General features: G+C 66.3%; 23 protein-coding genes. 16 read left to right on the top strand and 7 right to left on the bottom strand.

Annotation, left to right across the window (positions count from 1 at the left end):
- Positions 1-9: 9 nt before the first annotated feature.
- The gene (gene scpA / locus N2604_RS15840; protein WP_260375553.1) at positions 10-2,166 is read left to right on the top strand and encodes a methylmalonyl-CoA mutase; all 2,157 of its coding nucleotides are present in this window, start codon (positions 10-12) and stop codon (positions 2,164-2,166) included.
- A gap of 37 nt (positions 2,167-2,203) precedes the next feature.
- Positions 2,204-2,992, top strand: a complete 789-nt coding sequence (locus tag N2604_RS15835; RefSeq protein ID WP_409241715.1) for an RsiV family protein — start codon at positions 2,204-2,206, stop codon at positions 2,990-2,992.
- Positions 2,993-3,454: 462 nt separating this feature from the next.
- Here the strand turns inward: N2604_RS15835 and N2604_RS15830 are convergent, their stop codons facing one another.
- Positions 3,455-3,934, bottom strand: coding sequence for an SRPBCC family protein (locus N2604_RS15830; protein ID WP_260375552.1), 480 nt, complete (start codon positions 3,932-3,934; stop codon positions 3,455-3,457).
- Positions 3,935-4,151: 217 nt separating this feature from the next.
- On the opposite strand from N2604_RS15830, the gene N2604_RS15825 reads away from it, so the two are divergent.
- From N2604_RS15825 to N2604_RS15795, 7 genes are all read left to right on the top strand, one after another.
- A complete protein-coding gene (locus N2604_RS15825) occupies positions 4,152-5,144 on the top strand; it encodes a tripartite tricarboxylate transporter substrate binding protein (protein WP_260375551.1) in 993 nt (330 codons plus the stop codon).
- Between the two features lie 204 nt (positions 5,145-5,348).
- A complete protein-coding gene (locus N2604_RS15820; RefSeq protein ID WP_260375550.1) occupies positions 5,349-5,840 on the top strand; it encodes a tripartite tricarboxylate transporter TctB family protein in 492 nt (163 codons plus the stop codon).
- A 4-nt stretch (positions 5,841-5,844) separates the two neighbouring features.
- Entirely contained in the window at positions 5,845-7,356 is a 1,512-nt protein-coding gene (locus N2604_RS15815; protein WP_260375549.1) for a tripartite tricarboxylate transporter permease, read from the top strand.
- Positions 7,357-7,408: 52 nt separating this feature from the next.
- On the top strand, positions 7,409-8,398 hold the full coding sequence (meaB, locus tag N2604_RS15810; protein ID WP_260375548.1) for a methylmalonyl Co-A mutase-associated GTPase MeaB: 990 nt from the start codon (positions 7,409-7,411) through the stop codon (positions 8,396-8,398).
- Positions 8,395-9,051 (top strand): pyroglutamyl-peptidase I, encoded by a 657-nt coding sequence (locus N2604_RS15805; RefSeq protein WP_260375547.1) that lies wholly within the window; start codon positions 8,395-8,397, stop codon positions 9,049-9,051. The genes meaB and N2604_RS15805 overlap by 4 nt, the downstream gene beginning before the upstream one ends.
- Positions 9,052-9,249: 198 nt before the next feature.
- A complete protein-coding gene (locus tag N2604_RS15800) occupies positions 9,250-10,620 on the top strand; it encodes a TIGR03808 family TAT-translocated repetitive protein (RefSeq protein ID WP_260375546.1) in 1,371 nt (456 codons plus the stop codon).
- Between the two features lie 195 nt (positions 10,621-10,815).
- Entirely contained in the window at positions 10,816-11,118 is a 303-nt protein-coding gene (locus tag N2604_RS15795; RefSeq protein ID WP_260375545.1) for a GIY-YIG nuclease family protein, read from the top strand.
- A gap of 124 nt (positions 11,119-11,242) precedes the next feature.
- Here N2604_RS15795 and N2604_RS15790 read toward each other — a convergent pair whose 3' ends face one another.
- The 4 genes from N2604_RS15790 to N2604_RS15775 form a co-directional block, all read right to left on the bottom strand.
- Complete coding sequence (locus N2604_RS15790; RefSeq protein WP_260375544.1) at positions 11,243-12,001, bottom strand: TIGR03809 family protein; 759 nt, start codon at positions 11,999-12,001, stop codon at positions 11,243-11,245.
- Positions 12,002-12,585: 584 nt separating this feature from the next.
- Positions 12,586-14,301 (bottom strand): S8 family serine peptidase, encoded by a 1,716-nt coding sequence (locus tag N2604_RS15785; RefSeq protein ID WP_260375543.1) that lies wholly within the window; start codon positions 14,299-14,301, stop codon positions 12,586-12,588.
- 16 nt (positions 14,302-14,317) lie between these two features.
- Positions 14,318-15,013, bottom strand: coding sequence for a hypothetical protein (locus N2604_RS15780; RefSeq protein WP_260375542.1), 696 nt, complete (start codon positions 15,011-15,013; stop codon positions 14,318-14,320).
- Positions 15,010-15,579, bottom strand: a complete 570-nt coding sequence (locus tag N2604_RS15775) for a sigma-70 family RNA polymerase sigma factor (RefSeq protein ID WP_025035047.1) — start codon at positions 15,577-15,579, stop codon at positions 15,010-15,012. Before N2604_RS15775 ends, N2604_RS15780 begins: the two co-directional genes overlap by 4 nt.
- A gap of 438 nt (positions 15,580-16,017) precedes the next feature.
- Between N2604_RS15775 and N2604_RS15770 the strand changes: the two genes are divergently transcribed.
- Positions 16,018-17,175: a GGDEF domain-containing protein gene (locus N2604_RS15770; RefSeq protein WP_260375541.1), complete on the top strand. Its 1,158-nt coding sequence runs from the start codon at positions 16,018-16,020 to the stop codon at positions 17,173-17,175.
- Between the two features lie 63 nt (positions 17,176-17,238).
- The gene (locus N2604_RS15765; protein ID WP_260375540.1) at positions 17,239-18,342 is read left to right on the top strand and encodes a DUF2336 domain-containing protein; all 1,104 of its coding nucleotides are present in this window, start codon (positions 17,239-17,241) and stop codon (positions 18,340-18,342) included.
- 11 nt (positions 18,343-18,353) lie between these two features.
- On the opposite strand, the gene N2604_RS15760 is transcribed toward N2604_RS15765, so the two are convergent.
- Together N2604_RS15760 and N2604_RS15755 are read right to left on the bottom strand one after the other, a co-directional pair.
- Positions 18,354-18,992 carry a DUF1109 domain-containing protein gene (locus tag N2604_RS15760; RefSeq protein ID WP_260375539.1) on the bottom strand — a complete coding sequence of 213 codons (639 nt, stop codon included), beginning with the start codon at positions 18,990-18,992 and terminating at the stop codon, positions 18,354-18,356.
- Between the two features lie 2 nt (positions 18,993-18,994).
- The gene (locus N2604_RS15755) at positions 18,995-19,540 is read right to left on the bottom strand and encodes a sigma-70 family RNA polymerase sigma factor (RefSeq protein WP_260375538.1); all 546 of its coding nucleotides are present in this window, start codon (positions 19,538-19,540) and stop codon (positions 18,995-18,997) included.
- A 291-nt stretch (positions 19,541-19,831) separates the two neighbouring features.
- Here N2604_RS15755 and N2604_RS15750 point away from each other — a divergent pair, with 291 nt between their 5' ends.
- The 5 genes from N2604_RS15750 (at position 19,832) to N2604_RS15730 (ending at position 24,015) form a co-directional block, all read left to right on the top strand.
- Complete coding sequence (locus tag N2604_RS15750) at positions 19,832-20,488, top strand: hypothetical protein (RefSeq protein WP_260375537.1); 657 nt, start codon at positions 19,832-19,834, stop codon at positions 20,486-20,488.
- A gap of 96 nt (positions 20,489-20,584) precedes the next feature.
- The gene (locus N2604_RS15745; protein ID WP_260375536.1) at positions 20,585-21,364 is read left to right on the top strand and encodes an enoyl-CoA hydratase; all 780 of its coding nucleotides are present in this window, start codon (positions 20,585-20,587) and stop codon (positions 21,362-21,364) included.
- Between the two features lie 185 nt (positions 21,365-21,549).
- A complete protein-coding gene (locus N2604_RS15740; RefSeq protein WP_260375535.1) occupies positions 21,550-22,980 on the top strand; it encodes a TolC family outer membrane protein in 1,431 nt (476 codons plus the stop codon).
- A 39-nt stretch (positions 22,981-23,019) separates the two neighbouring features.
- Complete coding sequence (locus tag N2604_RS15735) at positions 23,020-23,370, top strand: addiction module antidote protein (protein ID WP_260375534.1); 351 nt, start codon at positions 23,020-23,022, stop codon at positions 23,368-23,370.
- A gap of 87 nt (positions 23,371-23,457) precedes the next feature.
- Complete coding sequence (locus N2604_RS15730) at positions 23,458-24,015, top strand: hypothetical protein (protein WP_260375533.1); 558 nt, start codon at positions 23,458-23,460, stop codon at positions 24,013-24,015.
- Positions 24,016-24,032 lie beyond the last annotated feature (17 nt).

Raw genomic sequence — 24,032 nt, 5'->3', positions numbered from 1 at the left:
GTTGAAGCCATGAGCCGCATTCCTGATTTCGCCGACGTCGCTTTCGAGCGCGCCACCACCCCCACACCCGCTGGCAGCGCCGAGCCGTGGCTGACGCCGGAGGGCATTCTGGTGAAACCCGCCTATGGCGAGGCTGATCTCGCCGGGCTCGATTTCCTCGAGACCTATCCGGGCATCGCGCCCTATCTGCGCGGCCCCTACCCGACCATGTATGTCAACCAGCCCTGGACCGTCAGGCAATATGCCGGCTTCTCCACGGCGGAGGATTCCAACGCGTTCTACCGCCGCAACCTCGCGGCGGGGCAGAAGGGCCTTTCGGTCGCCTTCGATCTTGCCACCCACCGGGGTTATGACTCTGACCATCCGCGCGTCGGCGGCGATGTCGGCATGGCCGGCGTTGCCATCGATTCCATCTACGACATGCGCACGCTGTTCGCAGGGATTCCGCTGGACCAGATGAGCGTGTCCATGACCATGAACGGCGCGGTGCTGCCGATCCTCGCGCTCTATGTCGCCGCCGCCGAGGAACAGGGCGTGCCGCCGGAAAAGCTGTCGGGCACCATTCAGAACGACATCTTAAAAGAGTTCATGGTGCGCAACACCTATATCTATCCGCCGGCGCCCTCGATGCGGATCATCTCGGACATCTTCGCCTACACCTCCACGAGGATGCCGAAGTACAATTCCATTTCGATCTCCGGCTATCACATGCAGGAGGCCGGCGCGACGCAGGACCTCGAGCTCGCCTATACGCTCGCCGACGGCGTCGAATATTTGCGCGCCGGTCTTGCCGCGGGGCTCGACGTCGACCGCTTCGCGCCGCGCCTGTCGTTCTTCTGGGCGATCGGCATGAACTTCTTCATGGAGGTCGCCAAGCTGCGCGCGGCGCGCCTGCTCTGGGCGAAGCTGCTCAAGCCGTTTGGCCCGAAGGACCCGCGCTCGCTGTCGCTGCGCACGCACAGCCAGACCTCGGGCTGGTCGCTGACCGCGCAGGACGTCTTCAACAACGTGATGCGCACCACGGTCGAGGCGATGGCGGCCACCCAGGGCCACACCCAATCGCTGCACACCAACGCGCTCGACGAAGCGCTGGCGCTGCCGACCGATTTCTCGGCGCGCATCGCCCGCAACACCCAGCTGTTCCTGCAGCAGGAGAGCGGCACCACCCGCATCATCGATCCCTGGGGCGGCTCGTATTATGTCGAGCGGCTCACGCGCGACCTCGCCGCCAAGGCCTGGGGCCATATCCAGGAGATCGAGGAGCTCGGCGGCATGGCGAAAGCGATCGAAGCCGGCGTGCCGAAGCTGCGCATCGAAGAGGCCTCGGCCAAGACGCAGGCGCGGATCGACGCCGGCAAGCAGGCGGTGATCGGCGTCAACAAGTACAAGCCGACCGACGAAGACAGAATCGAGATTCTGAAGGTCGACAACACCAATGTCCGCCGGCTTCAGATCGACAAGCTCAAGCGGCTGAAAGCCGAGCGCAACCAGCAGGAGGTCGATGCCGCCCTCGCCGCGCTGACGCGCTCGGCCGGCGAAGGCAACGGCAATCTGCTGGCGCTCGCGATCGACGCCGCGCGTGCGAAGGCGACCGTCGGCGAGATCTCGGACGCGATGGAGAAAGTGTTCGGCCGGCACCGCGCCGAGATCAAGTCCATCACCGGCGTCTACAAGCGGGAGGCGTCCAGCATGGGCACCCAGGTCGAGAAGGTTCAGGCGCTGATCGACGCCTTCGAGGAGGCCGAGGGCCGCCGCCCGCGCATCCTGGTCGCCAAGATCGGCCAGGACGGCCACGACCGAGGCCAGAAGGTGATCGCGTCGGCCTTTGCAGATATCGGCTTCGACGTCGACATCGGGCCGCTGTTCGCCACCGCCGACGAAGCCGCGCGGCAGGCGGTCGAGAATGACGTGCACATCCTCGGCGTCTCCTCGCTGGCCGCCGCCCACCTCACCGCCGTGCCGGAGCTGAAGGCCGCGCTGAAGAAGCAGGGGCGCGACGACATCATGATCATCGTCGGCGGCGTGGTGCCGCCGCAGGATTACGATGCGCTCTATGCCGCCGGCGCGGAGGCGATCTTCCCGCCCGGCACGGTGATCGCGGATGCCGCCGAGGAGCTGATCCGCAAGCTGAACGCCCGGCTGGGGCACAGCGAGGCGGCGGAGTAGCTTCGCCGTCGATCTTCCGACAAGAGGACTTTGCGTGATGTTTCTCGCGCCAACGTTCATGCGCGCGCTCGCGGCCGCTGCGGTTTGCAGCGCGCTGTTCAGCCCCGCACACGCCGCCGATCCCAAGCCCGACGCGGTCGTCAACACCAAAAGCATCGAGGCGCGCGTCTTCCTCGACGGCAGGATCAAGGCGGATGCGGCGCTGGCGGCGGACTGCCTCGCCGAGGGCAGGAAATGGCTGGACAAGAATGCCGCGGAAGCCGCCACCGCGCGCAAAGCCGATCCGCAATTCTTCAGGGAAGGCGGCTGGGACTTCGAGCGCAAATACGAGATCCGCTCCGTCGTTGCCGACCGCTATGTCAGCATCCTGCGCGACGACTACATGAACACGCGCGGCGCCCACCCCAATTCGGACGTCAACACGATCCTGTGGGACAGGGCCGTCAACAAGCGCATCTCGATCCGCCCGTTCTTCGCCGAGACCGCGGACAACGGCACGACCATGAATGCGATGGTGAAGGCGATCATCGCCTCGCTCAAGGCCGAGAAGAAGAAACGGGATGCCGGCGAGACCGCAACCGACGAATGGTTCAAAGAGCTGAAGCCGAGCCTGCTCAAGATCGGCGCGGTGACGCTCGCGCCCTCCACCGAGGCCGGCAAGAGCTCCGGCCTCACGTTCCACTATCCGCCCTATGCGGTCGGTCCCTACGCCGAGGGCGAGTATGTCGCATTCGTGCCCTGGGAGGCGCTGAAGCCGTACCTCACGGCGGAGGGCGCGCGCATCTTCGGCGGCGCGCGGCCGAAGGGCGACGAGGAGGTTCAGTGAGCGGTCGCTAAAGCGAGATGAGATTTGGATGAATCGATTGCCTCGGCGCTCGTTCACCTCTCCCGCTTGCGGGAGAGGTCGGCGCGTCCGGGCGATGCAAAGCATCGTCCCGCGCGCCGGGTGAGGGCTTTCTCCTCTTGCAGACTGTCCCGTTGCGGAAACACCCTCTCCTCAGCCCTCTCCCGCAAGCGGGCAGGGCAATCGCATATGACTTGTGGCGGCGGCCTGCGCGCACGCCTCGTCCTTCGAGACGGCGCTTACGCGCCTCCTCAGGATGAGGCTAATCAGCATCAGTGCTCGTTGAAACTGCTGCCGCGCACTCCGCCCTCACCCTGAGGAGCCCGCCCAAAGCGGGCGTCTCGAAGGATGGCCGCGGGGAAAATTCGCAAATGCGATAGCCCTGCGCAAGCGGGAGAGGGAGTGCACCGCCGGTGGCGCAATCACGCCTAATCGCATCATGCTCTAGCTGGATCGCGGACGAGCCCGAGCCAATGTCCGTGCCAGTGAATCCGTCCAATCGGGAATCCAGGAGGCAAACAGGGCTTTCCAGCGCTCGGCGTCCACAGGTTCAGTTTCGAGCGCAACCGACCATTCGATGAGGGTGCGGTCGCCTTCGATGATCGGACGCAGATGCATGGTGCCTTGATAGCGCGTCGGCGCCGGCGTTTGGCTTCCGTCGTCTTGCGGATACGGTATCGCTTCGAGACCGGCATAAGTCAGGGTGTGCTGCCGGTCCGAGTGATCGACCAGGCGCTGGCGGATCCAGTTCCCGAGATAGCAGAAGCGTCTGATGGCGCCGACTTCATCGCCGCGCTTGTTATCTTCGATCTCGCTCTCGCTCACCCCGTCGATATAAGCGGGGTAGTTGTTGAAATCGCGGATCAGCGACCAGACGTCGTCGAGCGGGTGGTCCAGCACGGCGCTGTAATAGGCTTGGGTCATGGATGGCTTGCCTTTGGTTTATCGTTACGCGCTAAAGTTGGCTGCGCGCGCGGGCAAAACCCACCCGATTTCCGACCACCCATTCGTTCCGCCTGCTTTCACACAACATGGCGCTCTCAGTTGGTAGCGCTACCTTGCGGCGGCGACGCAAAGCCGACTAGAATGCCGGAAGTTGACAAGAGCGCCCGACATCACGGGCGCCGCTGGGAGGCATTCAATGTCCAAGATTTCGCGCCGCACCTTTGCGGCTTCCACCGCCGCGGTCGCGGCATCCGCCGCTTTCGGCTTCAAGCCCGCACTTGCGCAAGCCTATCCGGCCCGGCCGGTCACCGTGATCGTGCCCTGGGGCGCCGGCGGCGGGACCGATGCCACCGCGCGCATCGTCGCGGCGCTGCTGGAGAAGGATCTCGGCCAGCCCTTCAACGTGGTCAACCGCACCGGCGGCTCCGGCGTGGTCGGCCACAGTGCGATCGCGACCGCGCAGCCCGACGGCTACACCATCGGCATGCTCACGGTCGAAATCTCGATGATGCACTGGCAGGGTCTCACCGACCTGACGCCGAAGAGCTACACGCCGCTGGCGCTGATGAACGAGGATCCGCCCGGCATCCAGGTCTCCTCCTCCTCGCCCTACAAGACGGTCAAGGAGCTCGCCGACGCGATCAAGGCGGCGCCTCCCGGCAAGTTCAAGGCTTCCGGCACCGGCCAGGGCGGCATCTGGCATCTCGCACTGGTCGGCTGGATGCAGGCGATGGGCCTGCCCGCCAATCAGGTCGCCTGGGTGCCGTCGAATGGCGCAGCACCCGCGATGCAGGATCTCGCCGCCGGCGGTCTCGACCTCACCACCTGCTCGGTGCCGGAGGCGCGCGCGATCATCGAGGCCGGCAAGGCCAGAAGCCTCGCCATCATGGCGCCCGCGCGCAACCCGGTGTTCAAGGACGTGCCGACGCTGAAGGAGGCCATGGGCATCGACTACGCAACCGGCGCCTGGCGCGGCATTGCCGGGCCGAAAAACTTGCCGCCGGAGATCGCAACCAAGCTCACCGCGGCGCTGAAGAAGGTCTACGACTCCGCCGAGTTCAAGGACTTCATGAGCAATCGCGGCTTCGGCACCGTGTGGGGCGATGCGGCCCACTTCGCGGGCTTCATGGACAAGGGCGATGCCCAGATGGGCGAGGCGATGAAGGCCGCCGGCCTGAGCAAGGCGTGATGTTTTCACCTCTCCCCGCGCTTGTCCGCCGAAGCTTTAGCGAAGGCGGATGCAGGGAGAGGTCGAATTCGAGCTTTGCTCGAATTTGGGTGAGGGGGAATCTCCGCGAGTCCAGCTCTCACCGTTCGCGCGGAAAGTCCCCTCACCCCAACCCTCTCCCCGTAAGAACGGGGAGAGGGAGAAGAAAGCCTACAGGACCCTCCTATGCGTCTTCCCGACTCCGTCACGGGATCGTTTCTCGTCGTGCTCGGCGCGGCTGCCGCCTATGGCGGCTACATTCTGCCGCCGGTGCCGGGGCAGCCGGTCGGCCCCAACGTATTTCCGCTGGTGATCGGCTGCGGCCTTGCACTGTGCGGGCTCGCGATCGCGTTCGGCATCGGCCATTCCTTCGAGGAGGAAGAAGAACTGGTCCCATTCGAGGACGGCCAGGCGGCGGCCCCGCCGTCGCAGGGCAGGCTCTACGGCCTGCGCGCGCTGCTGCCGCCGGCACTGCTGCTGTTCTACGTCTTTGCCGCCGACCGGCTCGGATTCATCCTCACCGCGGCGATCATGGTCTACGTGACCTCGACCGCGCTCGGGGCGAAGTGGAAGCTGGCGCTGCCGCTCGCGATGCTCTCGCCTTTCGCCATTCATCTCATCTTCGGCAAGCTGCTGCGCGTGCCGCTGCCCGCCGGCCTGTTGCCGGCGCCCTGGTAATCCCATGCTCAAGACCCTGATTGATGCCTTCGCGCTGATCTCCACCTGGGAGGTCATCATCGCGATGATCGCGGCCTCCGTGTACGGCCTCGTGATCGGCTCGCTGCCGGGCCTGTCGGCGACGATGGCGACCGCCCTGCTCGTCCCCGTCACCTTCTATCTGTCGCCGATCGCGGCGATCGCGACCATCGTCGCGGCCTCCTCGATGGCGATCTTCTCCGGCGACATTCCCGGCGCGCTGCTGCGTATCCCCGGCACGCCCGCCTCCGCCGCCTATGCGGATGAAGCCTACGCCATGACGCGCAAAGGCCAGGCCGAGCTGGCGTTGGGGGCCGGCGTCTGGTTCTCCGCCGTCGGCGGCATCGCCGGCGTGCTGTCGCTGATGATCCTGGCGCCGCCGCTCGCCGAGATCGCGCTGTCGTTCTCGACCTTCGAATATTTCTGGCTGGCGCTGCTCGGCCTGATGTGCGCCACCCTGGTCGCGCGCTCCTCGCCGGTGAAGGCGATCGCGGGCATGTTCATCGGCCTGCTCGTGTCCTGCATCGGCATCGAGAATCCCGGCGGCATCCCGCGCTTCACCTTCGGCCTCACCGATCTGTTCGGCGGCATCGAGCCGATCCCGGCCCTCGTCGGCGTGTTCGCGGTGGCGCAGGTGATGCGTGCGATGCTGACACCGGAGCCGCCGCCGCTGCCGCGGCGCAAGTTCGGAAGCATCATGGCCGGACAGTGGAGGCTGACCAAGCTCTATCACTGGCAGATGACGCGCGGGAACATCGTCGGCATCATCATCGGCGTGCTGCCCGGTGCCGGCGCCGATATGGCCGCCTGGGTCTCCTATGCGATGTCGAAGCGCTTCTCCAAGGAGCCGGAAAAGTTCGGCACCGGCCATGTCGAGGGCCTGGTCGAGGCCGGCGCCAGCAACAATGCCAGCATCGCCTCCGGCTGGGTGCCTTCGCTGCTGTTCGGCATCCCCGGCGACACCATCGCGGCGATCGCCATCGGCGTGCTCTACATGAAGGGACTCAATCCCGGCCCGACGCTGTTCACCGAGAAGGCGTCGAGCATGTACGCGATTTATCTGATGTTCATCATCGCGAACATCCTGATGATCCCGCTCGGCATCGCCATGATCCGCGTCGCCGCCTACATCCTGCTGGCGCCGCGCTCGACCGTGATGCCGATCATCATGCTGTGCTGCGCGGTCGGCTCGTTCGCGATCGGCAACAACATGTTCGGCGTCGTCACCGTCGCCGCCTTCGGCGTGATCGGCTATGTCATGGAGGCGAACGGCTATCCCGTCGCCGCGATGGTGCTCGGCATCGTCATGGGCACCATGGTGGAGCAGGCCTTCGTCACCTCGCTGATCAAGTCGGACGGCAGCATCTTGCCGTTCTTCGAGCGTCCGGTCGCGGCCATCCTCGCCGCGATGGCGATCGGCGCGCTGCTCTGGCCGGTGATGGTGTGGGTGTGGCGCAAGGTGAAACCGGCGCAGACGGTCGCCGCAACGACCCGGTGATATCAGGCGGGCGGGCCTCGCCTGCCCCGCCTCGGCGTTGTAAAGCAGAGGCATGACTGAGAAGAAGGCCTCGCTCGACGTCAAGACCCTCGCCCGCGACGTGCGCGCCGGCAGTCGTGCGGCCCTCGCCCGGGCCATCACGCTGGTGGAGAGCCGGCGCAGCGACCACCAGGCGCTGGCGCGGGAGCTGGTGCAGATGCTGCTGCCCGACACCGGCAAGGCGTTTCGCGTCGGCATTACCGGTTCGCCCGGCGTCGGCAAATCCACCACCATCGATGCGCTGGGTACGTATCTCATCGAGCAGGGTCACAAGGTCGCGGTGCTCGCGGTCGATCCGTCCTCGGCGCGCAGCGGCGGCTCGATCCTCGGCGACAAGACCCGGATGGCGCGGCTGTCGGCGTCTGATGACGCCTTCATCCGCCCCTCGCCGTCCTCGGGCACGCTCGGCGGCGTCGCCGCCAAGACGCGCGAGGCGATGCTGCTGTGCGAGGCCGCCGGATTCGGCGTCGTGCTGGTGGAGACCGTCGGCATCGGCCAGTCCGAGACCGCGGTCTGCGACATGACCGACTTCTTCCTCGCCCTCATGCTGCCGGGCGGCGGCGACGAACTGCAGGGCATCAAGAAGGGCCTGGTCGAGCTCGCCGACATGATCGCGATCAACAAGGCCGATGGCGACAATCTGAAGCGCGCCAAGATTACCGCGGCCGACTATCGCGGCGCGCTGCATATCCTCAGCCCCCGGTCCGAGCATTGGCATCCGCCGGTCGAGACCTATTCGGCGCTGACTGGCGAGGGCATCGCAAAGATCTGGCAGAAGGTTCTGGATCATCGCAAGGCGATGAACGCGTCCGGCGATTTCGCCGCGCGGCGGCGCGAGCAGCAGGTGAAGTGGATGTGGTCGATGCTGGAGCAGCGCATGCTGGCGCGGCTGCGCAGCGAGGCCTCGGTGCGGACCAAGGTCCGCAAGATCGAGGCCGAGGTCGCCGATGGCCATCTCACGCCGGCGCTCGCCGCCGAGCAGATCCTGGAGTTGCTGCAATGAGCGACAAGCTCCGCATTCTCCTCACCGGCTTCGGTCCGTTTCCCGGCGCGCCTTATAATCCGACCCAGCCGCTGGTGGCGCGGCTGGCGCAATTGCGCCGGCCTGCGCTCGACGATGTCGCGCTGTCGAGCCACATCTTCCCGGTCACCTATGCCGCGGTCGACCGCCAATTGCCCGACGTGCTCGCTGCGCAAAAGCCCGACGCGCTCCTGATGTTCGGCCTCGCCGCCCGCACGCCTTACCTGCGCATCGAGACGCGGGCGCGCAACGCCGTCACCATGCTCTGGCCCGATGCGACCAACACCCGCTCGGCCAAGCGCGGCATCGTCGGTCATGCGGACGCGATGATGTTCGGCCCGCACAGCGCAAGGCTGCTGCGCGCCGCGCGCCTTACCGGCATCGACGCGCGTCCCTCCCGCGATGCCGGCGCCTATCTCTGCAACTATCTGAGCTGGCGCGCGATCGAGCACGTGAAGGCGGGCGGGCCCAGGCTTGCGGCGTTCATCCACATTCCCCTGCTTGCGCGCAGCGGCGCCGTGCGGCGCAAGGGAGCAGGCCGCATCACGCTGGAGGACCTGGTGGATGCGGGGGAAGCGATGCTGATGGAGATAGTGGGTTTGGCGCGGAAGGCGCGGAACGCTGAGGTGTCGTAGGGTGGGCAAAGCGAAGCGTGCCCACGTCTTTTACTTTCTTGGATAGGTGGCACGGCGCAAGCGCCGCCTTTGCCCACCCTACGGCACCGTCTTTGCGGTAAACATTTAACCCTACTGCGAACAATCTCCCGCGCTCTCGCCTGCCCTGCGCTACCTAGTCCGCTGCGGACACCTCCCGCGTCCGCCGGAGGACGCGTCATGGACCTCAATCGCCGTCATCTCATCGGGGCTTCGACCGCCGGCATTGCCGGTGCGCTGGCCATGCCTGTTGACGCCGCACGCGCGGCGCCGCTGACGTCGCTGCTCGGCCGCGATGCCACGCAATATGGTGTGCGGCCCGGCAGCAGCGAGGACCAGACCCGCGCGCTGCAGCGTGCCATCGACGAGGCCGCGCGGGCGCAATTGCCGCTCGCCTTGCCGCCGGGCGTGTACCGGACCGGTCTGTTGCGGCTGCCGAACGGCGCACAGCTGATCGGCGTGCGCGGCGCGACCAAGCTCGTCTTCACCGGCGGGGCCTCGGCGATCCAGAGCGACGGCTCCGATGCGATCGACCTCACCGGCATCACGTTCGACGGCGGCGGCGTTGCACTGCCGACACGGCGCGGCCTGATCCACGTTCTCGGCGGGCGCGATGTGCGCATCACCGCTTGCGAGATCACGAACTCGGGCGGCAGCGGCATCTGGCTCGAGCAGGTCGCGGGCGACATCTCCGGCAATATCTTCACCGGCGTCGCGGTAACGGCGATCGTGTCGTTCGACGCCAGGGGTCTCAGTGTCTGCCGCAACACGATTCTCGGCACCAACGACAACGGGATCGAGGTCCTGCGCACCGCGATCGGCGATGACGGCACGCTGCTCGCCGACAACCGCATCGAGAACATCAAGGCCGGCCCCGGCGGCTCGGGCCAGTACGGCAATGCCATCAACGCCTTTCGCGCCGGCAACGTGATCGTGCGCGGCAACCGCATCAGGAATTGCGACTATTCGGCCGTGCGCGGCAACTCGGCCTCGAACATCCACATCACGGGCAACAGCGTCAGCGACGTGCGCGAGGTCGCGCTCTATTCCGAGTTCGCGTTCGAGGCGGCGGTAATCGCCAACAACATTGTGGACGGCGCAGCCGTCGGCGTCTCCGTGTGCAATTTCAACGAGGGCGGCCGCATCGCGGTGGTCCAGGGCAACATCATCCGCAACCTGATCCCGAAGCGGCCGATCGGGACCGCGCCCGACGACGATGCCGGCGTCGGCATCTACATCGAGGCGGATTCTTCGGTGACCGGCAACGTGATCGAGAACGCGCCGTCCTACGGCATCGTCGCCGGCTGGGGCAAATATCTGCGCGACGTCGCGATCACGGGCAACGTGATCCGCAAGGCGCTGGCCGGCGTCGGCGTCTCCGTCGTGCCGGGCGCCGGCACCGCGCTCGTCAATAACAACATGATCTCCGAGACGCCGCGCGGCGCCGTGGTCGGCCTCGATCACGCCCGCGCGGTGACGTCGGATCTGTCAGCCGACGGCGCACAACGTTTCGCGCAGCTGGTGGTCGGCGGCAATGCGGTGCGAAGGTAGGCGCGGTTGACGGCCGGGCCGTTCATCCTTCGAGGCTCCCCATGGGACGCGCTGCGTCCCATGGCGAGCGCCTCAGGATGACGGAAGAGCCTGCGGTTGTTTCATCAAAACTTGAGAACCGGAATACTGCCGTCATCCTGAGGTGCGAGCGGCGCAGTGCGGAGCACTGTGCCGGGAGCCTCGAAGGATGATGTTGTGGGCATCTATGTCTACATGCTGCGCTGCGCGGATGGCTCGTTCTATATCGGGAGCGCCACCGGCGAGGACACGTCCAAGCGAGTCGATGAGCACAATGCGGGAGCTCATCCAGGATACACCTTCTCACGGCGCCCGGTCGTCCTGGTGTGGTCGGAGTATTTTGATCGGATCACCGACGGTATTGCTGCCGAGCGACAGCTCAAAGGTTGGAGCCGCGCCAAGAAGGAAGCGCTCATCCGTTCGGATTGGAAGTCGGTGAGTCAGCTTGCACGGCGGCGCGCGGGAGCGCCGAAGACGTAAGCGTTTGTTGGGGAGACAGCCAGGCCGCGCATCCTTCGAGGCTCCCCACGTGGCGCCCTGCGCCACGTGTCTCGCGCCTGGATGACGGAGTTGAGAGGACGCTGCGGCTTCCCCGTAGGCCTCGCTAGAACGCGTTCCTGAGCAGCGGGTACTTCGCTTCCAGGCCGTCGAGGCTGAAGGTGAATTCGACGACGCGCTCGGGGGCGGCGACGATTTCCTCGGCGGGAGGGGCGAACTGCGGCAGCAGCGCCGCCATCGCTGCAGGCGCGGTCTTCGGCGGCTTCGCGGCAGGCACCGGCGGCCTCACTTCCGGCGCGGTGAATGGCGCGGTTGCGCCCGGCTCGGCGAGCGGCGATCTCACGGCAGGCGCGGTGAACGGTGCCTTCGCAGCGGGAGCCCTGAGCGGCGGCATCTCGCTAGGCGCGACGAACGACGGCCAAGCTACGGGCATGGCAAGCGGCGCGATCGGGGCTTCGGTGATCTCCGCGAGCACGTCCGGTTTCGGATCGAGCCTGACCGGCGTCGCGGTCTCGGGAGCGATGTGAACGGCCTTTGGCTGCAAGGTCTTGAGCTGCACGGTCTGCGCCTGCTCGCGCGGCGCCATGCGGGGCATCGTCGCGGGCGACCAACCGAATGCCGGCGTCACGCTCGCGGCCGCCTCGGCGACATCCCCGCCGGTCGCGAGCGCGCGCCAGGTCTGGACGGCGCGCTTGGCTTCCTGGATGTTTTCGAGGAACGCGATCTCGGAATGATAGCGGCGCCAGCGCCCGGTCTCGAACATCTCGGAGAGATGTTGCAGGCGTTGCTCGGCGAGAGCGCACCAGCGCGCCGCGATTTGGCGGCTGCCGGCCGCGTCGCGAACGAACTCTTGGCGATGTGTCATGAACCAGCCCGTCAGGAGAAAACACGGAGGCGGGGGGACGCAACGCACACGAATCAATTTAGACGCGACATGAATATTTTGTGGAAAAGTTTTGACTTGTCCAGCAACGACGCGGCATTGGTTGTCAGACACCGTAGTCGTGCGGAGAATTGCTGTGTTTTCGAGTCAAGCTTCGCACAAGCATAACGGACTTGCGGCGCACCACGCGCGCGACGACGACCGAGGCCGCGGCGATCTTCAACCGCAAGCTGAACGGATGCGAAGCTTCAAAAAATCGGACGCCTGGAGCTTCGGTTCTGATTGAATCACAATCGAAGCTCTAGATTCTTGTTTTGACGCGTTTTCTTCACGCGAGCCGGCATCCACTTCGCTCAAAAACGCTCTGAAAAGAAAAGACCCGTCCGGGGGGACAACCGGACGGGTCGAGCCATATGGGCGCTTGGGGTGGATGGGCGCTCGCGCCTGATATGACTGATGGGGAGGGATGACCGCTCCCACATCAGTTGGTCGGGGCAGCGGGCTGAACGTTCAATGCGGGGTTTGATTTTTTAGCCTTCGGCGAGCGCGCAGCTTTGTCGCGGCCGCTATCGGGACGCCGGTCTATCTGCCTGAGAAACCGCGGATTTATCCTCCGCACTCGACAGCGAAGGCTGCTCGATAGCGCGAATGCCCGGCTCGTCGCGACGCTTGCCCGCATCTTCACGTTTTGTTGTACCCGAGGCAGCAGCGACCGGCGTCGCGCTGTCAGCGGGAATGGCCATGACGGCGGCAAAGGCGTCGGCCTGACCGTCGCCGAAGAGGTCGTCACGCCCGGGTGAGCCGAGGTCGCGCGCGGTCTTCGCCAGCGTCATGCGCAGCGCTTCCGGCTTGAGTGCGTAATTGCGCTCGAGCAGCAGCGCCGCGACGCCTGAGACATAGGCGGCCGAGAACGAGGTTCCCGACGTCATCTGGTACTTGCCGTCGGGTGCCGGCAGGAAGATGTCGACGCCGGGGGCTGCGACCGCGATATAGTTGCCGCGGTTCGAGGCGGCGAACAGCCTGTCCTGCTGATCCGTCGCGCTGACCGCAATCACGTTGGGATTGGCAGCCGGATAGAGCGGCGGCGATTTCGCGCCGGCATTGCCGGCGGCCGCGATCAGCACGAGACCACGCGCGGCCGTCGCCGCGATCGCGCGCTCGATCACCGCATCCTTCGGACCGGCAAAGCTCATATTAACGATCTGCGCGCCGTGCTCGGCGGCGTAATTCAGGGAACGCAGGATAATGTAGGACGAGCTCTCGGCGCCGCCATTGGCACCGCCGAACGCCCGGATGGCGATGATGCGGGCTTCGGGCGCGCTGCCCATCAGACGGGCATGGGCCGCGATCGCCCCGGCGATGCCGGTGCCATGGACATGCGGCCCTTCGGCACTGCCGAGCGCGTCGAAATTGTCGGCAACGGAATTGGCGAGCTCGGGATGCCGGGCGTCGACGCCGGAATCGATCACGGCGATCGTGACGTTGGCTCCGTGCGCCAGCGTATGCGCTTGCGGCAGGCGGAGCTTTGCCAGCGCATATTGCGCAGGGTCGCCCTCGGCCGTGGCCGGCGATTTCTGATCCTGGAGCACGTAGCGGAAGTTCGGCTGCAGCGAGCGCACGCTGCCGTCGGCCGCGAATTCGCGCCGCACGGTTTCGTACGGCCGGCCGTCGGTGATGCGGAACAGGCCGAACGTGGCTCCGATCAGCGGGAAATTCTCGGAAGCGAGGCGGGTCAGGCCGTGGCGACGCGCCAGCTCGTCGGCCTCGGCCATCGACAGCGCGCCGTCGATCTCGGCGACGAATTCGCCTGCGAAGCTGCGCGAGATCAGCGCGACCGGCGTGTTGTTGCCGCGCCCTTTGCCGGCGCTCTTCTTGCCAGATTTTCCGGTGCCCTCGCCGCCCGCGTTCGGCTGCGCCAGACATTCGCCGTCGCCACTGCGATAGGGCGCGGTGCAAGCCGGATAGAGGTTCGGCGAGTAACGCGCATAGGGCAGCACCGGCGTCGTCGGCCGGATGCGGGACGTCGTGGTATGCGGAATGGTCGCCATCGTCCGCGGGCCGCGGTCGACGCTCACCGCGCGCGCAGCGATGTTCGGGCTGACCCGCGGGGTGATGTTGGGAGAGACGGTCGGCGTGCGCGAGGGCACACTGATCGTGGGCGTGCGCATGATCGCCTGCGCCTGCGCAACCCCGACGCCGAGACAGGAGGCGACCAGGAGCGCAACACCGACGGATGAAGCGCAGGCCCCGGCGCGCACCCTGCTCTCGGATTTGCCCGTCATCGGCTCGGCGGCGCGCCTACGGCGCCGCGACGGCGAGGTTGACGAGCTTCTCGCGCTGCATCCTGCCGAGCAGCGAAGCGAGCTCGTCCTGGCTCATCGCCTTGTCGAACTGGAGGCGGAACATGCCGCCCTTGGCATCGCCGATGATCGAAGCCTGGTAGCTGTCGAGCAGCGCGGTGATGTCGGCGACGCGCGCCTCGGGCGTGAAGCGCACCAGCGCGCGCGCCGGCGCGGCCGTGCTGCCGAGCTCGCGCGTGATCGGCGCGCTGGTCGAGAGCGAAGCAGTGTGGAAGGTCGCGGGCTGGTTCTTCATCAGCACGGCGCCGATGATGCCGGCCTGCAGCACGAGCGCGACGGCGCCGAGGCTCGCCGACCAGGCCAGCGTGCGCGGCGACAGGCTCGCGAAGAAGGTCGAGATGCGCGCCGACAGAGGCAGCGAGCCGCTCGCCCGCGCCGGCTCGGCATCGATCGCGGCGAACAGCTTCTGCATCGCGCGCGCCGACGGCGCCCCTAAGCTCTCGTTCAGGTGGATGGTCTCTTCGTACTCGGCGCGGATCGCAGCATATTGCCTGGCAAGCTCGGGATCGCGCGCCAGCGCTTCCTCGACACGGCGCGCATCGCGCGCGTTCAGCGTGCCGGCAGCGTGCCAGGGCAGCAGTAGTTCAATTTCACTGGGCTCTTGCTCCAGCATCTTCTTGCTCAAAGCCATCATGGCCAGCCTCGCTCGACGCCGGCTGCCTTCAGCAGTTCGGCCAGTTTCTTGCGCGCATAGAACAAGCGCGTCTTCACTGTGTTCTCCGGTATTCCGACGATTTCGGCCACCTCTTCCACGGACTTCTCGTGGTAGTAGACGAGATCGACGATTTCCCGGTGATCCGGCGAGAGGCCCGTTAGACACTCCCGCAACGCCTCACTGGTATCCTTCTTCTGCACCACCGTTTCCGGATCGTCGGACGTATCCTCGATCGCGTTGGCGGCTTCTTCGTCCAGCTCGAAATCCTTCCTGCGCCGGAGCGCAGACAGGGCCTTGAATCGGGTGATTGCCAGCAGCCAGGTGGAAACGGCGGATCGGCCCTCGAACTTGCCGGCTTGACGCCAGACGTCGAGAAACACCTCGCTGATGAGGTCTTCCGCCGCCTGCTCGTCCCGCACGAGCCGCAGTCCGAACCTGTAAACCCTGACATGGTGCCGCCCGTACAGCACCTGCATGGCAAGCCGGTCACCTTGAGCGATCCTGGCGATCAGGATCTCGTCCGAAGCCGCCTGTGTCGCGCTCAATGGCCGTCTCGCAAAGTTGGTCGGGTCGATGCGGCGGACGGTTCGACGTGGGGGGCAAAATTGTTCAACCTACCGCACTCATACGGGGGCCTGTGTGAGCTACCCCACATACAGGCATTTTTCTCGTCCCACCCGCGGTGGTCAGCGTCGCAAGTCCGAATCGGTACCATAATACTGCGATATTTCCCTGCGGAATGCCTGTCCGGGTACAGGCGGCCCGGCCTCATCCGGTTCCATAGCAGCCCTGCACCACCTTTGTCGCGCCAAGCCCTGCTTCGGCTCGACCGCAGCGCACACGATACCTGACCGCCGGTAAAAATCTCACGCTGGCTGATCGACTTGTTCCATGCTGCACGGCTCGGATTCGATTTCAAAGGATACCAAACCTAAAGGCTTGCCACGTAGGTTTTTACGCTGACATCCACCATTGGCGGGACCATGAGCACGGCCGCGACGTCCTTTCCCGAGAGGAATGCCGCAGAGGTCGCGGATCTCGTCCTCGCGCCCGAGACGACGGCTCCCGAGGTCAGGGAACGCCGGGCCCGGCAGCGCCGCCAGATGTATATCGGCCAGGTCGCAAGCTACTCGCTCGGCGCCTCGGTCCTGCTGCTCTACGCCTATGACGGGACGATCTCCATCGGCGTTCCGTCGCTGTTCTGGCTCGGCGGCCTCCTGATCATCGGGACGTTCACGGTGCTGTCGGAAGCCGGTTTCGGCGACCGCTTCGAGGATCATTACCTCACCGTCTACCAGATCTCGGCGCATATGGCGCTCCAACTGGTGTTCCTGCTCGCGGTGCCGACGGTCGGGGTCGCGTTCCTCGCCGTGTTGTTTCTGATCTTCGCGTTCGGCACGCTGCGCATGACGTCGAGCCAGGCCATGGTCACCTGGGGCCTTGCCACCTGCGGGCTCACCTTGGTTTTCCTGGGATCGGATCTGCCGATCGGACTGCCGGTCGCGACCCGGCTTCAGCGAACCGCCTCGATGCTCTGCTTCGTGCTGGTGATCGGCCAGTGCGCCTTCCTCGGCCTGTTCGGCGCCACCCTGCGCAAGATCCTGTACCGGCGCAGCATCGAATTGAAGGCCGCCTATCGACGCATCGAAGAACTGGCCGAGCTCGACGAGCTCACCGGCTCCTACAACCGCCGCTGCATCATGCGGCTTCTCGACACCGAGATCGAAAAATCGCGGCGGGCATCCACGCCTTGCGCGATCGCGCTGATCGATCTCGACTGGTTCAAGCGCATCAACGACGCTTACGGCCATCCCATTGGCGATGAGGTGCTGCGCACCTTCGCAATCTCCATTTTCGCCAACATCCGGCCGACCGACAGTTTCGGCCGGTACGGCGGCGAGGAATTCCTGCTGCTGCTGCCGGACACGTCGGGCGACGTCGCGCTCCGCATGCTCGAGCGCTTGCGCGGCATCGTCGCCGATCTCGACTGGAGCGCATTCTCCCCAAGCATGCGTGTGACCATTTCCGCGGGCGTCGTGACGCTGCGCGACGCTGATACTGCCGACACGTTTCTCGCGCGCGCCGACGGCGCGCTCTATTCCGCCAAAGCGCAAGGGCGCAACTGCGTTGCAACGAGCTGACCGATGCATTTTTCTCCGGTGCGACAGAAGCCGCCGCCGGCCCGAACGCTCCAGGACAGGGCAATGAGATCCAATTCCGCAAGTCCATCCGAAAACCTGATCGAGGAATTGCAGGCTGCCCTCTCGCACGGCACCGTCGCGCGCCGGGTGGAGACGCTGCGCCGGGTCACCGATCTCTTCGTGGGCAACGCGGTCGACTATTCCGACGACCACATCCGCGTGTTCGACGACGTGTTCCAGTGCCTGATCGCGCAGATCGAGACGTCGGCCAGGGCGCTGCTCGCCGAACGGCTCGCACCGATCGCGGCTGCGCCGCCGCAGATCATCCGCACGCTCGCGCTCGACGAGATCATCGAGGTCTCCGGCCCCGTGCTGTCGAAGTCGGAACGACTGGACGAAGCGACGTTGATCGAGATCGCGCGCACCAGGGGCCAGGCGCATCTCAAGGCGATCTCGCTACGGCGGACGCTGTCGGAAGCCCTGACCGACGTGCTGGTGACGCGGGGCGACGAGGACGTGGTTCAGTCGACCGTCGGCAATCCGGGCGCGCAATTATCCGAGGAGAGTTTCGCCGACCTCGTCGTCCGCGCCGAGCGCGACGACGACCTTGCCGGCTGCATCGGCCTGCGGCCCGACCTGCCGCGCCATCACTATCTGAGGCTGGTCGCCAAGGCATCCTCGAGCGTGCGCAGGAAACTCGCGGCCGCACATCCTGAGCTCGCGGACGAGGTGTCGCGGGCCGTCGAGGAAGCGGCCCAACGGGTTCGCGCCGTCGCCAGGACGAAGCAGACGGAGATGGCGCGCGCGCTGGTGAAGTCGCTGCACGAGGACGGCCGTCTCAACGAGCTCCAGATCACAACTTTCGCCGAACAGGGCAAGTTCGACGAGACCAATGCCGGGCTCGCGGCGCTCGCGGGCGTTGCGGTCGAGACCGCCGAGACCATGATGATCGAAAGCCGTACCGAGGGTGTGATGATCCTCGCCAAGGCCGCGGGCATGCAATGGTCGAGCGTGCGTGCCATCATCGCCATGCGCGAGAAGCTCTCCGGCGGGTCGCAGACCGACATGCTGAAGCTGCGCGACACCTATGAAGCGCTGCGCTCATCGACCGCGCAACAGGTGTTGCGCTTCCACCGCATGCAGCTGCACGCGACGCCGGCGGCGTGAAGCCGGCGCGGCTAGTACCGCAACACCCTCGATCCCACCAGCGCGCCGATCGCCGTCACCAGCGCGGTCGCGAGCGTGTACCAGGTCGCGACGAACAGCGGAGAATCGTCGGTGCAATGCGAGGCATAGAGGGTCGCCGCAAGTCCGGCCGACACCAGCCCGGCGAGCGCTCCGGCGAGCGCGGGGCGGGACGGCGCGCCGTGGCGCAGGCCGAACAGCGTCCCCGCCAGCAGCGGCAGCGACATCGCGGGGATCGCGACCAGGCAAACCCTGGAGTTCTTGCCCATCAGGCGCATCGTCATCGGCATGGCTGGCGCCATCATCGCCTCGCTGCCGATCGCCACCGCGAGCAGCCCGACGGGAAGCAGCAGCAGCCAGCCCCAGCCGCGCAGCAGGGCTTCGGGACGCGACAAATGCAGGCTGACGATGATGGCGGGGATTGCGAGCGACAGGGTCACCGCGAACTTCATGTCGAAGAACGGATTGCGCATGGCGCTCATCACGTCGGCGCGCACGCCGAGAAATGTCGCGAAGATCAGGATCGACAAGGGCGCGGCCACCAGCAGCGCCATCGTCAGCACGGCGCCGACGCGTGGGGCGCGGTGCGTGTTGTCGGCCGCAAGCGAGCGAATGAGTTGATCGGTGTCCATGATCAATGGTCCCGCAGTTTGGCCGTAAGCGCCGCAAGTCCGCGATGCAGCGCGACCCGGACCGCGCCCTCGCTCATCGACAACTTTGCCGCCGTATCCTTGATCGAGGCGGCCTCGACCGCGATTGATTGCAGCACGTCGCGCTGACGCTGCGGCAGGGTTCCCAGCTGGGCGGCGACCTCGCCGGCTGAAGCGGTCTCCTGCGGCGCCTCGCCCGGCAGCGTCTCGGCGAAATCGTCGATGTTGACGAAGACGCGCCTACCGCGCCGGCGGAGCGCATCGATCAGCTTGTTGCGGCCGATCGCAAACAGCCAGGGCGCGAAGGGCGCTTCGCTGTCCCAGGTATGCCGCTTCAGATGCACCGCCAAAAGAATCTCCTGCACGATATCCTCGGCCTGGTCGGGCGGCTGACCTGCCCGCGCCAGGCCACGCCTCGCGGCGGCCCGCAGTACCGGCGTGACTGCCTTCAACAGGCGATGATATGCCGCATCATCGCCAGCCATGGCCGACCGCATCAGGCCGGTCCATTCGTCCTCACGTCCGCGCACCCGCGCCCCTCACCATGCAATTCGGCCGCTCTTTCAATTTGTTACGCGGGGGCCGAATATATCACGAATTCGTGATCGAGATCCGGGCCGCGCGACCGATGCGGCCGCAAACATCTGCGACGGCTCATAACACCGATCGGTGCGTCCTGCATCGGGCGGGCGGCTGCGGGAGAGGGTTTGCCGCGTTTTTGCCGGGTGTAGCCCGAAGATTCCCATTTTCTGCCCCGCTGTCGTCACGCCCCGGGGTCTCTGTTCGCTGCCGGGACGGGCGGAATTGGGGAGATCGTCGACATGATGAAAACCAGCGCGCGCGCGGCCCTGATCGTTTTGGCCGGGCTTGTCTTGCTGTCCGGGGGCATCGCACAGGCGGCGCCGAACTCGACCGCCGGCAACAAATCGGAGAGCGCGGACAAAGGGGCCGACACGGCCAAGCACCGGCGCCATGACTCGCGCCGCACCGATAGCAAGAAGACGGTGCAGAAATCCGACGACAAGGCCGACAAGAAGGACGCGGCGGGCAAGCCCGACGAGTCCAGGAGCGAAAAAACCGACGGTCAGGTACCGCCATCGAGCCAGATGGCCCCGGGGGTCGCCAACGCCAATGCGCAGCTCGCCCCCGATACGCCGACTGCCGCAGCCGCCTCCGCGATGACGAACCGCGCCAACGACAATGTCCAGGCAGCCGCCGATAATACCAACGCCGAGAACCCGGAAAGCCAGGTCGTCGCGCCCGATCAGCTCAACGACATCGATCGCGCCCTGCAGGAGAACCGGCCGCCGCAGAAAGCCGTGATTGCCGCAACCGAGGCGCAGCCACGGCCGGCGCCGGTGATGGCCAGCACCCAGCAGAGCTCGGCCTGGGACCAGAGCTCCCTGATCGGTAAGATCTTCATCGGCGTCGGCACATTGCTCACTCTGGCCTCCGCCGCGCGCATGTTCATGGCCTGATGGCCGGTTCCGAAGGGGACGCGACTCGCGCGGCCCCCTTGAAGCCATCCGCGCCAGCGGGCACATTGCCCGCTCAATCAAAAGCGTGGGTGGAGCATGAGCACGTTCGAACACATCATCGTCGAGAGCATCGGTGCGGTCGGCATCGTCAAGCTGAACCGGCCGAAGATGCTCAACGCGCTCTCGTTCGGCGTCTTCCGCGAGATCGCCGCGGCGGTCGACGATCTCGAGGCCGATGAGGCCATCGGCTGCATCGTCGTGACCGGCAATGAAAAGGCCTTTGCCGCCGGCGCAGATATCAAGGAGATGCAGCCCAAAGGCTTCATCGACATGTTCTCCGAGGATTTCGCCGCGATCGGCGGCGACCGCATCGCGCGCTGCCGCAAGCCGACCATCGCCGCGGTCGCGGGCTATGCGCTCGGCGGCGGCTGCGAGCTCGCCATGATGTGCGATTTCATCATCGCCGCCGACACTGCGAAGTTCGGCCAGCCCGAGATCACGCTCGGCACCATTCCCGGCATCGGCGGTACCCAGCGGCTGACACGCGCGATCGGCAAGTCCAAGGCCATGGACCTCTGCCTCACCGGCCGGATGATGGACGCGGCGGAAGCCGAGCGCTCCGGCCTCGTCAGCCGCATCGTACCCGCCGACAAGCTGATGGACGAGGTGATGGCGGCCGCCGAGAAGATCGCCGCGATGTCGCGCCCTGCGGCCGCGATGGCCAAGGAAGCGGTAAACCGCGCCTTCGAGACTACGCTCTCCGAAGGCATGAGCGTCGAGCGCAACCTGTTCCATTCGACCTTCGCGCTCGAGGACCGCTCGGAGGGCATGGCGGCGTTCATCGAAAAGCGCAAGCCGGTGAACAAGAACCGGTAGCGCACAAACCGGTCAGGCCAGTGTAAGGCACTGGCGCTTTCCCGCGCACATCCTGTGACGCGCCTGCAACAAGCACGGAATACATGGGGGTTTTCCCCGCGGCAGTTTGCCTGCGAGACCTCGGCTGGCTAAACAGCTAAGAGGCCATCGTCGGCGGGGCGGACAGCCGGGAAAAACGGGATTACATGATTGGGCGTACCGCCAGAGCTGGTCGCGGGTTGACGCGACGTCGATCGGGCGCGGGTCCTGTGCTTGCGACATGGACCACGCTGGCGCTCTCGTGCGCCCTGCCCTCCGCGGCATCGGCCGAAGCCCTGCCGGAGGCATTGGCAAAAGCCTATCAGACCAATCCGCAGCTCAACGCCGAACGCGCGCGCCAGCGCGCCACCGACGAGAACGTGCCGCAGGCGCTGGCCGGCTACCGGCCGCAGATCGTGGCAAGCCTCAGCGCCGGCCTGCAATCGGTGCGCAATCTGTTGCCCGACAACACCATCCAGACCGGCAATCTGAAGCCCTGGATCATCGGCGTCACCGTGACGCAGAGCCTGTTCAACGGCTTCCGCACCGCCAACGGCGTGCGGGCCGCCGAGCTCCAGGTGCAGTCGGGCCGCGAGGCGCTGCGCAATGTCGGCCAGGGCGTCCTGCTCGATGCGGTCACAGCCTACACCAACGTGCTCGCCAACCAGTCGCTGGTCGAGGCACAGCGCTCCAACGTCGCCTTCCTGCGCGAGACGCTCGCCGTCACCCAGCGCCGGCTCAATGCCGGTGACGTCACGCCGACCGACACCGCGCAGGCCGAGGCCCGCCTCAATCGGGGCCTTGCCGATCTCAACGCGGCCGAGGTCGCCCTCGCCGTCAGCCAGGCCACTTATGCGCAGGTGATCGGCAATGCACCGTCGCAGCTCAGGCCTGCCGAGGCCGTCGACCGCTATCTGCCGAAGAGCCGCGAGGACGCCATGACGATGGCGATCCGCCAGCATCCGGCGGTGATGGCCGCCGGCTTCGACGTCGATGTCGCCTCCACCAACATCCGCGTCGCCGAAGGCACGCTGCTGCCGAGCGCGACCATCCAGGGCAGCGCCAGCAAGAGCCGCAACAACGACCCGACGCTCGGCACCTTCGCCGAGGACCAGGCCTCGATCGTCGCCAACGTCACCGCGCCGATCTACGACGGCGGCCAAGCCGCGGCGCAGACCCGGCAGGCCAAGGAGATCACGGCGCAGAGCCGCCTCGTCCTCGACCAGGTGCGCAACCAGGCGCGCACGGCGGCGATCAGCGCCTGGGTCGCCAATGAAGGCGCCAAGATCGCGGTCTCGGCCTCGGAATCCGAGGTGAAGGCGGCCACGGTCGCGCTGCAGGGCGTGCAGCGCGAGGCCGCCGGCGGACAGCGCACGACGGTGGACGTTCTGAACTCGCAGGCCGACCTGATCCAGGCCAAGGCCCGCCTGATCGGCGCGCAACGCGACCGTGTGATCGCGTCCTACACGCTGCTCAGCGCCATCGGCCATCTCGACGTCAAGACGCTGAACCTGAACACGCCGGATTACCTGCCCGAGGTGCACTACCACCAGGTCCGCGACGCCTGGCACGGCCTGCGCACGCCGTCGGGGCAGTGATTTACGCGCCGCACGCCTAAGAACTGGCCGAGAAGTGTGATGCACAAGGCAACGTCCAAAACAAAGTCCGCCGCAGCATCGACGACGCGATTTGATGCCGCCGATTATCTCAACTCCGAACTCCTTCAGGCTGCCTATGTCACGGCGGCGCTCGAAACCGGCGACGCCGATTTCGTGCGTGACGCGCTTGGGCTCGTCGCACGCGCACGCGGCATGAGCACGATCGCGAAAAAAGCCGGCTTGAACCGGGAGAGCCTGTATAAGGCCCTCGGCGAGACGGGAAATCCCGAGTTCGGCACGGTCATGCGCATCGTCGGCGCGTTGGGGCTGACATTGTCGGCCCAACCCGCAACAAGCGGACGGGGCTCAAGGCGCCGCCGCGCCGCCTGAACGAGCGCTCTACGAGTCGCCCTCATACGTCGCGATCACTTCGTCCCGGCGGTTCCCACGTCTTTCAGCCAGTCTCAGGATGTGCATATGAAAAGCCGCCGCATCCATCTGATGGGAGCCTCGGGCTCCGGCGTGACCACGATCGGTCGCGCGCTCGCGGGCCAGCTGGCGCTGCCGCATCACGACAGCGACGACTATTTCTGGCTGCCCACCGTGCCGCCCTATCGGACGACCCGCCCCGCCGCCGACCGCCTGCGCCTGATGCGCGAGATGTTCTTGCCGCGCCTCGACTGGGTGCTGAGCGGATCCGTCACCGGCTGGGGTGAGGAGCTCGTTTCGTACTTCGACCTGGTCGTCTTCGTGACCGCGCCGCGCGAGATCCGGATGAAACGATTGCGCGCCCGCGAGGCCGCCCATTTCGGCGCTGATGCCGTCGCGCCAGGCGGCTGGCGCCATGGCGAAACCGAAGACTTCGTCGAATGGGCCTCCCATTACGAAGCCGGCGATCGCGAAGGCCGCAGTCTCGCCAAGCATGAAGCGTGGCTCTCGGGCCTGCCCTGCCCGGTCGTGCGCGTGGACGGCTCACGTCCGCTTGCTGGTCTGGTCGAGCAGCTATGCAGCGAAGCGGAGCGGTTGCCCGGCTGATGTGATATTCTCGCCCC

This window comes from Bradyrhizobium sp. CB1015, assembly GCF_025200925.1.
Lineage (GTDB): Bacteria > Pseudomonadota > Alphaproteobacteria > Rhizobiales > Xanthobacteraceae > Bradyrhizobium.
Note: the sequence above shows the minus strand (reverse complement) of the source record. Positions and strands in the feature narration are given on the sequence as shown.

Excerpts from the sequence above, each read along its gene's own strand:
- N2604_RS15780 (WP_260375542.1), bottom strand. The coding sequence starts at position 15,013 with ATGATGGCTTTGAGCAAGAAGATGCTGGAGCAAGAGCCCAGTGAAATT.
- N2604_RS15785 (WP_260375543.1), bottom strand. The coding sequence starts at position 14,301 with ATGACGGGCAAATCCGAGAGCAGGGTGCGCGCCGGGGCCTGCGCTTCA.
- scpA (WP_260375553.1), top strand. The coding sequence starts at position 10 with ATGAGCCGCATTCCTGATTTCGCCGACGTCGCTTTCGAGCGCGCCACC.
- N2604_RS15745 (WP_260375536.1), top strand. The coding sequence starts at position 20,585 with ATGAGCACGTTCGAACACATCATCGTCGAGAGCATCGGTGCGGTCGGC.
- N2604_RS15825 (WP_260375551.1), top strand. The coding sequence starts at position 4,152 with ATGTCCAAGATTTCGCGCCGCACCTTTGCGGCTTCCACCGCCGCGGTC.
- N2604_RS15750 (WP_260375537.1), top strand. The coding sequence starts at position 19,832 with ATGATGAAAACCAGCGCGCGCGCGGCCCTGATCGTTTTGGCCGGGCTT.
- N2604_RS15835 (WP_409241715.1), top strand. The coding sequence starts at position 2,204 with ATGTTTCTCGCGCCAACGTTCATGCGCGCGCTCGCGGCCGCTGCGGTT.
- N2604_RS15740 (WP_260375535.1), top strand. The coding sequence starts at position 21,550 with ATGATTGGGCGTACCGCCAGAGCTGGTCGCGGGTTGACGCGACGTCGA.
- N2604_RS15815 (WP_260375549.1), top strand. The coding sequence starts at position 5,845 with ATGCTCAAGACCCTGATTGATGCCTTCGCGCTGATCTCCACCTGGGAG.
- N2604_RS15800 (WP_260375546.1), top strand. The coding sequence starts at position 9,250 with ATGGACCTCAATCGCCGTCATCTCATCGGGGCTTCGACCGCCGGCATT.
- N2604_RS15735 (WP_260375534.1), top strand. The coding sequence starts at position 23,020 with ATGCACAAGGCAACGTCCAAAACAAAGTCCGCCGCAGCATCGACGACG.
- N2604_RS15770 (WP_260375541.1), top strand. The coding sequence starts at position 16,018 with ATGAGCACGGCCGCGACGTCCTTTCCCGAGAGGAATGCCGCAGAGGTC.
- meaB (WP_260375548.1), top strand. The coding sequence starts at position 7,409 with ATGACTGAGAAGAAGGCCTCGCTCGACGTCAAGACCCTCGCCCGCGAC.
- N2604_RS15820 (WP_260375550.1), top strand. The coding sequence starts at position 5,349 with ATGCGTCTTCCCGACTCCGTCACGGGATCGTTTCTCGTCGTGCTCGGC.
- N2604_RS15790 (WP_260375544.1), bottom strand. The coding sequence starts at position 12,001 with ATGACACATCGCCAAGAGTTCGTTCGCGACGCGGCCGGCAGCCGCCAA.
- N2604_RS15730 (WP_260375533.1), top strand. The coding sequence starts at position 23,458 with ATGAAAAGCCGCCGCATCCATCTGATGGGAGCCTCGGGCTCCGGCGTG.
- N2604_RS15765 (WP_260375540.1), top strand. The coding sequence starts at position 17,239 with ATGAGATCCAATTCCGCAAGTCCATCCGAAAACCTGATCGAGGAATTG.
- N2604_RS15830 (WP_260375552.1), bottom strand. The coding sequence starts at position 3,934 with ATGACCCAAGCCTATTACAGCGCCGTGCTGGACCACCCGCTCGACGAC.
- N2604_RS15760 (WP_260375539.1), bottom strand. The coding sequence starts at position 18,992 with ATGGACACCGATCAACTCATTCGCTCGCTTGCGGCCGACAACACGCAC.
- N2604_RS15805 (WP_260375547.1), top strand. The coding sequence starts at position 8,395 with ATGAGCGACAAGCTCCGCATTCTCCTCACCGGCTTCGGTCCGTTTCCC.